The organism is Actinophytocola glycyrrhizae (assembly GCF_042653545.1).
Lineage (GTDB): Bacteria > Actinomycetota > Actinomycetes > Mycobacteriales > Pseudonocardiaceae > Actinophytocola > Actinophytocola glycyrrhizae.
Genome location: NZ_JBHSIS010000003.1, coordinates 752,125 through 762,886 on the forward strand (window position 1 = coordinate 752,125; position 10,762 = coordinate 762,886).

A 10,762-nucleotide genomic window follows, 5' to 3' on the forward strand; every position below is an offset into this window, starting at 1 on the left:
CGTGACCGAACTGCGGGCCGAACACCTGCGCCTCGCCTACGATGACCGGGTCGTGGTCGACGACCTCGACCTGCTCGTGCCGCCCGGCCGGATCAGCGTGATCGTCGGTGCGAACGCGTGCGGCAAGTCCACGCTGCTGCGTGCGCTCGCCCGGCTGCTCACCCCGAAGGCGGGGGCAGTGCACCTCGACGGCCGCTCCGTGCACGCGCTGCCGACCAGGCAGGTAGCGAAGCGGCTGGGCATCCTGCCGCAGTCACCGGTGGCGCCGGACGGGCTGACGGTGGTCGACCTGGTCACCAGGGGCCGTTCGCCGCACCAGACCTGGTGGCGGCAGTGGTCGGCGACCGACGAGGCCGCGGTGGCCGCCGCGCTCGCGGCGACCGAGATGACCGATCTCGCGGACCGGCCGGTGGACGAGCTGTCCGGTGGGCAGCGGCAGCGCGCGTGGATCGCGATGGCCGTCGCGCAGGAGACCCCGGTGCTGCTGCTCGACGAGCCGACCACGTTCCTCGACCTCGCCCACCAGATCGACGTCCTGGACCTGGTGGTGGACCTGAACCACCGCGAGGGCAGGACGATCGTGATGGTGCTGCACGACCTGAACCAGGCGTGCCGCTACGCCGACCACGTGATCGCGATGAAGGCGGGCCGGATCGTGGCCGAGGGCCCGCCCGCGGATGTCGTGACCCCGGAACTGGTCGAGGACGTGTTCGACGTGCGCTGCCAGGTGACGACCGATCCCGTGAGCGCGACACCGCTGGTCATTCCCACGGGGCGGCACCACTCGCTTACGGAACGTGAAACCCAGCACTCTGGGTAACACTTTCGTGGACCGAGGCGAAAAGGTTAGTGCTGTACGCCTGTTTCCTGGCGTGCACCCACATGCCTGTTGTCTGGGGGTGACATGGCCATCCGGTGGATCATCGGGATCCTCGCCACCGCCGCGTTCGTCGTGGGGCTGGTGCTGCAGGTGCTCGTGCTGACGATCGGCGGACTCGCCGGTCTCCTCGTCGCCGTCGTCGTCCGCTCCGGCCGCAACCCACTGGCCGAGAGCTACCGCGACATCCGCGACCCACGAGGAATGCCCTGAAGGGCGCCTTCGGTACGAAGGCGCCCTTCAGAGCGGCGACGTCAGCCCGCCATGGCGGAGATCAGTTCACCGTTGCTCGTGTCACCGGACAGCTCCCAGAAGAACGCGCCGCCGAGCCCCTGCTGGGCGGCGTAGTCCATCTTGCCGCCGATGGTGGCCGGGGTGTCGTAGCTCCACCACTGCCCGTCGCAGAAGGCGTACGCGGTGCCCGCGACCGTTCCCGTTGCGGGGCAACGATCCTTGAGCACCTTGTAGTCCTCGATGCCCGGTTCGTACGTGCCGGGCGCGGGCCCGGTGGCCGCGCCGCCCGGTTCGGCCTGCGTGACGCCGGTCCAGCCGCGGCCGTAGAAACCGATGCCCAGCAACAGTTTCGCCGACGGGATGCCCTTGCCCTTCAGTTTCTGGATCGCCGCGTCGGAGTTGAAGCCAGCGGCGGGGATGCCGTCGTAGGCGGTCAGCGGCGAGTGCGGGGCGGTGGGACCGTCCGCGTCGAACGCGCCGAAGTAGTCGTAGGTCATCACGTTGTACCAGTCGACGTACTGCGCCGCGCCCGCGTAGTCGGCCGCGTCGATCTTGCCGCCGTCGGACCCGTCGGCGGTGATCGCGGCGGTGACCAGGTTGTCCGAGCCGAACCTGGCCCGCATCGCACCCATCACGTTCTCGAACGACTCGAAGCCGCTGGTGTCACACTGCAGGCCGCAGGCGTTGGGGTACTCCCAGTCGATGTCGATCCCGTCGAAGACGTCCGCCCAGCGCGGGTCCTCCACGAGGTCGTAACACGACTCGGCGAACGCCTCCGGGTTCTGCGCGGCCTGGCCGAAGCCCCCTGACCAGGACCAGCCGCCGAACGACCACAGCACCTTCAGGCCCGGGTGCATGGCCTTCAGCTTGCGCAGCTGGTTGAAGTTGCCACGCAGCGCACCGGCGTCCCACGTGTCGGCGGTACCGTCCACACTGGATGCGGCGTCGTAGAACCGGTCGTAGTCCGCGTACGCGTCACCGATGGCACACTGGCCGTTCGTGACGTTGCCGAACGCGTAGTTGATGTGGGTCAGCTTGTCCGCCGAGCCCGAGGTCTCGATGTTCTTGACATGGTAGTTGCGCTGGTAGACACCCCACTGCACGAAGTAGCCGAGGTTGATCCCTCCCGCCGCCACCGACACGGCGGGTGTGGATCCGGACTCGGCGCCTTGCGCGGGGGCGGTCACCAGACCGAGCGTGGTGGCCATCAGAGCCAGTAAGGCGGGTACCCGCCAACGTTTACGGGACATCGTTCTCCTCGTGGATGCAGGGGTCCAGCGCATGAACGGAGATCCGTTGTCCACTATGTGGTCTAGACCATGTCTCGTCAAGTGGTACAGAGCAAGCGGTTGCCGCTCGGTCCTGGGCTGTGGATGGTTGTTCCGGTTTGTCGGTGCTGCTGGGTAAGCTGGATTCCGGGGGGCCGGAGGCCGCGTGTTGATCTTGTTGATCTTGTGGCTGTTTGTTGTCCCGCTTGGGTCTTCGGGGTGCTTTGGCGAGTGTTGGTGTTCGGTGGTGGCGGCGGATTTTACGGGCGGCCCCTCACGTGTCAAGGGCGCCTTCGGCGTCCGGCTTCGCCGGATGGCTTCGCCACCCTTGACACGCGAGCCTCCGCCGCCCTGCAGGGGCCCTTGCGGGCAGGGCTGGCGCCCTGCCACTGGATTGCCCGCCGCCACCACCGAACCCTCTAGTGGTTTTTCTGGTTGGGGTGTGTTGGGGGCGGGGTGCTTCTGCCCTTCGGGGCGGGCCCGCTGCGCGGGGCTTTGCCCGCTGCGCGGGCTTTCGCCCGGCGCGGGCTTTCGCCCGGCGGGCGCTGCGCGCCCGGCGCGCGGCGCGGCCCGCGTAGCGGGCCGGTCCTTGATCAACGGCGCGTTTGGGACATCGGTGGTGTCGTGAATGGGCCGTTCAGGGCGCTGGGCGCTGTGAATGTGCCATTGAGGGCATGGGGTGTGCCGTGAACGCGCCTTTCGCGGCGTGCCCGCTTCGCGGGCTTCGCCCTGCGGGCGCTGCGCGCCCGCGCGCGGCGCGGCCCGCGTAGCGGGCCGGTCCTTGATCAACGGAGCATTTGGGACATCGGTGGTGCCGTGAATGGGCCATTCAGGGCGCTGAGCGCCGTGAATGTGCCATTGAGGGCATGTCGCAACGCGCTTTTTCACGGCATCGGCCCCTCGGGAGTGGCCGGGGTAGCGGGTCTGCCGGTTCCGATGGTGTCCTTGGGCACGTCGTGGGCTCGGAAGTGAACCGGGATTTGCTAAGTTCGGTTTGCTAACGAAGGAGGTGTCCATGGTCGAGGACCGGCAGGCGTGGGTCGAGCCCGGTGCGTTCGAGGTGGCGCCCGGTGTGCACCGCATCCCGTTGCCGTTGCCCACGGACGGGTTGCGGGCGGTGAACGTCTACGCCATCGAGTCCGGTGGCGGGCTGGTGCTCATCGACTCCGGGTGGGCGCTCGAGGTCGCGGAGCGGCAGCTCGAGGAGGCGCTCGGCGCGCTCGGCTACGGGTTCGGGGACATCCAGCGGTTCCTCGTCACGCACGTGCACCGGGACCACTACACGCTGGGTGTGGCGTTGCGGCGGATCTACGGCAGCAAGATCTCGCTCGGGATCGGGGAGCAGCCGTCCCTTGAGCGGATCATGGCCCGGCGGCTCGACGGGCAGGCCATGGAGATGGTCCGCTGGGGTGCCGCGCCGCTGATGAGTGAGTGGCGGCAGCAGTTCGTCGACCGGGACGAGCGGGAGGCGCCCGCGCGGTACGAAGAGCCCGACGAGTGGCTCGACGGGACCACCAGGATCGACCTCGGGGACCGGACGCTGGTCGCGCTGCCGACGCCGGGGCACACGCAGGGGCATGTCGTCTTCGTCGACGAGCGGGCCGGGGTGCTGTTCGCGGGTGACCACGTGCTGCCGCACATCACGCCATCGATCGGGTTCCAGCCCGCACCCGCGAAGCTGCCGCTTGGCGACTACCTCGACAGCCTGCGTCTCGTGCGGTCTTACCCGGACCTGCGCCTGCTGCCCGCGCACGGTCCGGTCACGGCCAGCGTGCACGCCCGGGTGGATGAGCTGCTGTCACACCACGAGGAACGGCTCGCCGAAACGCTGGCGGCGGTGCGCGACGGGGCCGCCACCGCGTTCGAAGCAGCGCGGCGGCTGGGGTGGACCCGTCGGCACCGCCGGTTCGACGATCTCGACCTCTTCAACAAGACGCTCGCGACGGGGGAAACCGCGGCGCATCTCGACGTGCTGGTCGTGCGGGGAGAACTTCAGTCGTCCACAGTGGACGGAGTGGTGGTGTACTCGGTCACTCCGCCGGGACCTTGATGGTCCCGTTCTCGTCCACTGAGTCCAGACCCAGCATCGCGAGCAGGTTCGCGCAGTCCTGCGCGTCCGACGCGTGGCCGGCGACCGTGAGTGCCGCCTTGCGGTTCTGAATGGCGTAGTGAACTCTCTCGTTCGCCCGCGCTTCGGCGAAGCGGCCTTGCTCGATCGTCGGGCTGGCGTGTCGTGCCCAGGTCATGCGGAGCCTTTCTGCCTGCCTGCCGCGGTGGCGTCGGGGGCCATCGCGGCAGCGCCATCGCTGATCGTGTCACTCGGTAATCGGGGGTCCGACTGTCACGATCGTCCGGGGAAACCTCCCGGCGACCGGCATCCTGACACTCGCGGAGTGCTTGACACCACCCCTCTGCTGGTAAGACCGACGGTAACACACAAGCTGAAAAGCAGTCTTATCGGCAGGTGAACCAGGCTTTAGCGATTTACACCCTCGGATTATTCCCAGCTTTCACGGTTATCAGTGTGAAGTACGTTCCGGATCCGGTCGATCACCCCCGGTGGGCGAGTTCACGACCGCATCACACTTGTGAACCTACCTGTAACGTCACCCTGTGTGCTCGGTGAGGAGCTTTCTCGCTCGTTTCGCCGCGCGGGCCGCGATGTCGGCGAGCTCGTCGGGATCGATGCCCGGCGCGGGCGGTACCACGAGTTCGCGCGGCGGGCCGGAAACCGGCGGCAGCGGCCCGACCTCCGGAACCTCCGGGCGTTCGAGCGCCGGAACGGCATCGTCCTGGCGTCGGCTCGTGGCCCGGCGGCGCAGCTCCTCGGTCAGGTCGTCCTGGCCGAGGCCACGCAACAGCAGCAGCACGAACGGGTCCGCGTCGAGCAGCCACGCGGCCTGGAAACACAGCGCGGCCGCGTGCGTGCACGGCAGCTCCCAGCCCTCGCAGTCGCACTCCGGTTGCAGGTCGCCAATTCCCGGCAGCAACGTGACATCCGCATCCGCCGCCGCCTCGACCAGGTCGTGTGGCATGTCCCGGTCCAGCAGCGCGGCGAGGTGCCCGGCCTTCGCTGCGACCTCGTCCAGGAACCGCCGCCACTGCGGGGCGGAGAGCCGGTCCACGAGCACGACCGTGTGGTGCACCGCGCCGTCGTCGCTCGTCACCTGCGCGGCGATGCGGCCCGCGCTGACCGTGATCGGCCCGACGAGCCCCGCGTAGGCGAACCTGCGGCCGCGTTTGAGCTGCGCGAGGTCGAGGGACGTGTCCGCCATGGCCTGCAGCCACGCGTTTCCCCACCAGGTGCCCGCGAACCGGCCCGGCTTTCTCCTGGTCACCGGAAACGCGGGAAATCCGATCGCCGTCACGGGGCCTCCCTCAGTTCCACCAGCTCGGCCAGCTGGGCGTCGGTGAGTTCGGTCAGTTCCGCGCCGTCCTGCCTGCCCAGCACGGCGTCCGCCAGTTCTTTCTTCGCCGCCAGCATCGTGGCGATGCGGTCCTCCAGGGTTCCTTCCGCGATCAGCCGGTGCACCTGCACCGGCCGGTCCTGCCCGATGCGGTACGCCCGGTCGGTGGCCTGCGCCTCGACGGCCGGGTTCCACCAGCGGTCGTAGTGCACGACGTGATCGGCACGCGTCAGGTTCAGCCCGGTGCCCGCCGCCTTGAGCGACAACAGGAACACCGGCGGCTCGTCGCTCTCCTGGAACGCCCGCACCAGCTCGTCCCGCCGCCGCACCGGGGTGCCGCCGTGCAGTAACCGCGTCGGCACGCCCCGTTCGCGCAGGTGCCGCTCCAGCAGCCGGGCCATCGCCACGTACTGGGTGAACACCAGCAGCCCGCCGCCCTCCGCGCGGATCGTGTCGACCAGCTCGTCGAGCAGCTCGAGCTTGCCCGACCGGCCGGACAACCGGGCGTCGGGCTCGCCGAGGTACTGCGCCGGGTGGTTGCACACCTGCTTGAGCGCGGTGAGCAGCTTCAGCACCAGCCCCTTGCGCTGCATGCCGGTGGCGTCCCGGATCCGGGTCATGGTCTCGCGCACCACCGCCTCGTACAGCCCGGCCTGCTCGCGGGTCAGCGCCACGGGCCGGTCGGTCTCGGTCTTGGGCGGCAGCTCCGGTGCGATGCCGGGGTCGGACTTGCGGCGCCGCAACAGGAACGGCGTGATCAGCCGCGACAGGTGCGCGGCCGTCACCGGGTCGCCGGACTCGACCGGCTGAGCCCACCGCGCCCGGAACTCACCGAGCGTGCCGAGCAGGCCGGGGGTGGTCCAGTCGAGGATCGCCCACAGCTCCGACAGGTTGTTCTCCACCGGGGTGCCGGTGAGCGCGACCCTGGCACGTGCGGGAATGCGTCGCAGTGCCCGCGCGGTGTCGGAACGCGCGTTCTTCACGTGCTGTGCCTCGTCGGCCACCACGAGGTCCCAGTCCACAGTGGACAGTTCGCCCGCGTCGACGCGCATGGTGCCGTAGGTCGTCAGGACGAACCCGTCCGTGTCCACAATGGAGCGAGCGCCACCGTGGTACCGGTGCACGTCCACCCCCGGCGCGAACCGGCGGATCTCCCGCTCCCAGTTGCCGAGCAGCGACGCGGGGCACACCACCAGCGTCGGTCCCGCCGCGCGATGCAGGTGCAGCGCGATCAACGTGATCGTCTTGCCGAGCCCCATGTCGTCGGCGAGACAGCCGCCGAGACCCAGCTCGGTCATCCGCGCGAGCCACCGCAGCCCGCGCAGCTGGTAGTCGCGCAGGGTCGCGGTGAGCGCGGCGGGCGCCTCGACGCTCTCCGTCGTGGACAGCTTGTCCCGCAACAGTTCCAGCGGCCTGCTCGGTGCTACCGGCACCCACTCGCCGTCGAGGTGCGCCCGCCCGGTGAGCGCGGCGCCGAGCGCCTCGACCGCGGTCAGAGGTTTGCGCACCCGCTCCCGCGCCTTGCTGGCGAGGTCGGGGGCGACGAGGGTCCACCGGTCCCGCAGCCGCACGACCGGCCGGTGCGCCTCGGCGAGCAGGTCCATCTCGGCGGCCGAAAGCGGTTCGCCGCCGACCGCGACCTGCCACGAGAAGTCCAGCACGCCGTCGAAGAACGACGGCAGCTCGGTCCCGCCGACCACCGCGGCGGCCGACACGTCCCGGTCGAGGTCCCTTGGCCAGTGCACGGGCACCCCGGCGGCGGCGAGCGCCTGCTCACCGCCGGTGAGCAGGTCCCGCACGTCGTCGTCGGACAGGTCCAGCCGGTCCGGCACCGCCAGCTCCAGCAGCCGGGCCAGCGGCGGCCAGACCCGTGCGGCGTGCCGGACCTCGAGCACGGCGTCGAGCCGCTCCCCGTGCCCGAACGCCGCGCCCGACCACACGTGCGCCGCGTCGGCGACCACACCGTCGGTCATGCCGTGCACCTGGAGCACGGCGCTCAGGGCCTCGTCACTCATCTCGACCCGCAGCGAGACGCGGGCCGACCGGTCGTGTTCCGCCGCGATCGCGTCGGCCCACTCCCGCAGCCGAGGCACGTGGTGGGGGGCCGGGTCGGCGAACGGTGTCGTGGCACCCGCCTCCCGCGCGAGCCGGTCGGCGACCGGGTCGAGTTGCTCGCGCGTGATCCCGAGCCGCCGCATCCGGTCCACATCGGAGGGATCGAGCGGCCCGACCCGCCACGCGGCGTACCCGTCGACGGTCACGGTCGGCAGGAGCCTGCCGCGTGCCACCAGGTGCAGCGCGAGCAACTCGGCCTCGGTCATCGAACTCCTATCGGGAGAGGCGCTGGAAACGGCGGACGGACAACGGGGCGAAGATCGCGATCAGGACCACCGGCCACACGACCGCCATCAGCAGCGCGTGCTCGGCGACCCACGAGTCCGCGCCCCAGGACGGGTTGCCGAACAGGTCGCGGGCCGCCGCGACCGTGGAGGACAACGGGTTCCACTCGGCCATGGTTCCCAGCCAGCCCGGCATCGTGCCCGGCGCCACGAACGCGTTGGACAGGAACGTGACCGGCCAGACCAGGATCTGCACCATCACCACGCTCTCCGGCCCCTTGATCACCAGGCCGAGGAAGATCCCCAGCCACAGCAGCGCGAACCGCAGCAGGAGCAGCAGCCCGACCGCGGCGAGCACCTCGGCGGGCCCGGTGTGCGCCTGCCAGCCGACCAGCACACCGGCGCCCATGATCACGGCGAGGCCGAGCACCGAGTTCAGCATGTCCGCGCCCGCCCTGCCGGTGACCACCGCGGACGGCGCGATCGGCATCGAGCGGAACCGGTCGGTGACGCCCTTCTGCGCGTCCGTGCTGACCGCGATCATCGTCGCCTCCAGCCCGAACGCCATGGTCATGGCGAACATGCCGGGCAGGATGAACTCGCGGTACCCCTCGCCGCCGCCCGGCACGGCCATCGCGCCGCCGAACAGGTAGCCGAACATCACGACCATCAGCACGGGGAACAGCAGTCCGATGATCACCGGGCCGGGGTCGCGGGTCCAGTGCAGTATGTCGCGGCGGGTGATGGTCCACCCGTCGGCGAAGGCGTACCTCATGCCGCCACCTCCTTCTTGTCGCCGGTCAGGTGCAGGAACACCTCGTCGAGCGTCGGCCTGCGCAGTGCGACGTCCTCGACGCCGAGGCCCGCCTCCCGCAGTGCCCGCACCGCGTCGCCGAGCGCGCCGAGCGGATCGGTCACGGGTGCGCTGACCATGCGGTTGTCCTCGTCGACCGTCGCCGGTTCCCCGGCGACCCTGGTCACCACCTCGGCCGCGGCGGGCAGCGCGGCCACGTCGTGCAGGACCACGTCGAGCCGGTCGCCACCCAGCCGCGCCTTGAGCGTGGCCGGGCTGCCCTCGGCGATCACCCGGCCGTGGTCGACGACCGAGACCGCGCTCGCGAGCTGGTCGGCCTCGTCCAGGTACTGCGTGGTCAGCAGCACCGTCGTGCCATCGCGGACCAGTGCGCGGACCGCCTCCCACACCTCGTTGCGGCCGCGCGGGTCCAGCCCGGTGGTCGGCTCGTCGAGGAACAGGACGCGGGGTCGCAGGATCAGGCTCGCGGCGAGGTCGAGGCGCCGCCGCATGCCGCCGGAGAACTGCTTGACGGCCTTGTTGCCGGTGTCCGCGAGGCCGAACCGGTCGAGCAGCTCGGTCGCGCGGGCCCGGGCGTCCCGCGAACCGAGGTGGTAGAGGCGGCCGAACAGCTCGAGGTTCTGCCGCGCGGACAGGACCTCGTCGACCGCGGCGTTCTGGCCGACCAGCCCGATGTGCGCGCGGACCTGGTCGGGCCTGGTCATGACGTCGAAACCGGCGACCTCGGCCCGGCCCCCTGCGTTGTCGTCGTCGAGTTTCAGCAGCGTGGTGAGGATGCGGACGGCGGTGGTCTTGCCTGCCCCGTTCGGGCCGAGCACCCCGTGGACGGTGCCGGCCGCGACGGTCAGGTCGACCCCGTCGAGCGCGGTCCTGTCGCCGAACCGCTTGCGCAGTCCTTGCGCGGCGATGATCGGGCGCACCTGTCATCTCCCTTGTCGTACCTTGTACGGAGTTTGGTCGAACGCTACCGTACATCGTACGGAGATTCTAGGATGTTACGGCGATGGCGAAAAAAGATGACGAGACCAGGCACTACGGCGGCCGAGGCGACCCGGTGCGCAGCATGGAGCTGCTGTGGGGGACGGCGCAGCCGCCCAGGTCACGCGGGCCGAAGCAGGGCCTCACGGTGGAGCGGATCGTGCGGGCGGGCATCGAGATCGCCGACGCGGAGGGCCTGGCCGCGGTGTCCATGCGCCGCGTCGCCGACCGCCTGGGCGTCGGGACCATGTCCCTCTACACGTATGTGCCGTCGAAGGCCGAACTGGTCGACGTGATGTTCGACCGCGCGGTCGGCTCCTCGCCCCGGCAGGAGGTCGAGGGCGGCTGGCGGGAGAAGCTGACCGCGGTCGCCAGGTCGGCGTGGGATCTCTACCAGCGCCACCCGTGGCTGCTGCAGGTCATGGCGATGTCCCGGCCGCCCCTGGGGCCGAACAGCATCGCCGACTACGACCACCAGCTCCGCGCCGTCGACGGCATCGGGCTGACCGAGCTGGAGATGGACTCGGTGGTGAGCATGGTCGCCGTCTACGTGCAGGGCACGGCCCGCGCGGCCGCGGAGGCGGCGTCATCGGTGCAGGCCACGGGGCAGACGGACGACGAGTGGTGGTCGGTCTACGCCCCGCTGCTGGAGAAGGTCTTCGACCCGGAGAAGTACCCGGTGGCCGCCCGCGTCGGCGCGGTGGCGGGCGAGACCTACCAGTCGGCCTACGACGCGACCCACGGCTTCGAGTTCGGCCTGGCCCGCATCCTGGACGGCATAGAAACCCTACTGACCTCCCGCCACTAACCCCACCCACCCACCCACCCAACCCCGCGAGTCCCCC

The 10,762-nt window shown here is 70.4% G+C and carries 10 protein-coding genes; 4 read left to right on the plus strand and 6 right to left on the minus strand.

Annotated elements, in window-relative coordinates; translation table 11 throughout:
* Position 1 precedes the first annotated feature (1 nt).
* Both ACFPCV_RS09630 and ACFPCV_RS09635 read left to right on the plus strand, forming a co-directional pair.
* Complete coding sequence (locus ACFPCV_RS09630) at positions 2-820, plus strand: ABC transporter ATP-binding protein (RefSeq protein WP_378055699.1); 819 nt, start codon at positions 2-4, stop codon at positions 818-820.
* Positions 821-904: 84 nt separating this feature from the next.
* The gene (locus ACFPCV_RS09635) at positions 905-1,090 is read left to right on the plus strand and encodes a hypothetical protein (RefSeq protein ID WP_378055700.1); all 186 of its coding nucleotides are present in this window, start codon (positions 905-907) and stop codon (positions 1,088-1,090) included.
* A 41-nt stretch (positions 1,091-1,131) separates the two neighbouring features.
* Here ACFPCV_RS09635 and ACFPCV_RS09640 read toward each other — a convergent pair whose 3' ends face one another.
* Complete coding sequence (locus ACFPCV_RS09640; RefSeq protein ID WP_378055701.1) at positions 1,132-2,361, minus strand: glycoside hydrolase family 18 protein; 1,230 nt, start codon at positions 2,359-2,361, stop codon at positions 1,132-1,134.
* A 1,033-nt stretch (positions 2,362-3,394) separates the two neighbouring features.
* On the opposite strand from ACFPCV_RS09640, the gene ACFPCV_RS09645 reads away from it, so the two are divergent.
* Entirely contained in the window at positions 3,395-4,429 is a 1,035-nt protein-coding gene (locus ACFPCV_RS09645) for an MBL fold metallo-hydrolase (RefSeq protein WP_378055702.1), read from the plus strand.
* On the opposite strand, the gene ACFPCV_RS09650 is transcribed toward ACFPCV_RS09645, so the two are convergent.
* The 5 genes from ACFPCV_RS09650 to ACFPCV_RS09670 form a co-directional block, all read right to left on the minus strand.
* Entirely contained in the window at positions 4,410-4,625 is a 216-nt protein-coding gene (locus ACFPCV_RS09650) for a hypothetical protein (protein ID WP_378055703.1), read from the minus strand. The genes ACFPCV_RS09645 and ACFPCV_RS09650 overlap by 20 nt on opposite strands.
* A 360-nt stretch (positions 4,626-4,985) precedes the next feature.
* The gene (locus ACFPCV_RS09655; protein ID WP_378055704.1) at positions 4,986-5,747 is read right to left on the minus strand and encodes an SWIM zinc finger family protein; all 762 of its coding nucleotides are present in this window, start codon (positions 5,745-5,747) and stop codon (positions 4,986-4,988) included.
* Complete coding sequence (locus ACFPCV_RS09660; protein WP_378055705.1) at positions 5,744-8,107, minus strand: DEAD/DEAH box helicase; 2,364 nt, start codon at positions 8,105-8,107, stop codon at positions 5,744-5,746. Before ACFPCV_RS09660 ends, ACFPCV_RS09655 begins: the two co-directional genes overlap by 4 nt.
* A 7-nt stretch (positions 8,108-8,114) precedes the next feature.
* Positions 8,115-8,900 carry an ABC transporter permease gene (locus ACFPCV_RS09665; RefSeq protein ID WP_378055706.1) on the minus strand — a complete coding sequence of 262 codons (786 nt, stop codon included), beginning with the start codon at positions 8,898-8,900 and terminating at the stop codon, positions 8,115-8,117.
* Positions 8,897-9,859 carry an ATP-binding cassette domain-containing protein gene (locus ACFPCV_RS09670; RefSeq protein ID WP_378055707.1) on the minus strand — a complete coding sequence of 321 codons (963 nt, stop codon included), beginning with the start codon at positions 9,857-9,859 and terminating at the stop codon, positions 8,897-8,899. Before ACFPCV_RS09670 ends, ACFPCV_RS09665 begins: the two co-directional genes overlap by 4 nt.
* An 83-nt stretch (positions 9,860-9,942) precedes the next feature.
* On the opposite strand from ACFPCV_RS09670, the gene ACFPCV_RS09675 reads away from it, so the two are divergent.
* Complete coding sequence (locus ACFPCV_RS09675) at positions 9,943-10,725, plus strand: TetR/AcrR family transcriptional regulator (protein WP_378055708.1); 783 nt, start codon at positions 9,943-9,945, stop codon at positions 10,723-10,725.
* Positions 10,726-10,762 lie beyond the last annotated feature (37 nt).

Coding starts and splice junctions, on each gene's coding strand:
- ACFPCV_RS09675 (WP_378055708.1), top strand. CDS start 9,943: ATGGCGAAAAAAGATGACGAGACCAGGCACTACGGCGGCCGAGGCGAC.
- ACFPCV_RS09635 (WP_378055700.1), top strand. CDS start 905: ATGGCCATCCGGTGGATCATCGGGATCCTCGCCACCGCCGCGTTCGTC.
- ACFPCV_RS09650 (WP_378055703.1), bottom strand. CDS start 4,625: ATGACCTGGGCACGACACGCCAGCCCGACGATCGAGCAAGGCCGCTTC.
- ACFPCV_RS09640 (WP_378055701.1), bottom strand. CDS start 2,361: ATGTCCCGTAAACGTTGGCGGGTACCCGCCTTACTGGCTCTGATGGCC.
- ACFPCV_RS09660 (WP_378055705.1), bottom strand. CDS start 8,107: ATGACCGAGGCCGAGTTGCTCGCGCTGCACCTGGTGGCACGCGGCAGG.
- ACFPCV_RS09665 (WP_378055706.1), bottom strand. CDS start 8,900: ATGAGGTACGCCTTCGCCGACGGGTGGACCATCACCCGCCGCGACATA.
- ACFPCV_RS09645 (WP_378055702.1), top strand. CDS start 3,395: ATGGTCGAGGACCGGCAGGCGTGGGTCGAGCCCGGTGCGTTCGAGGTG.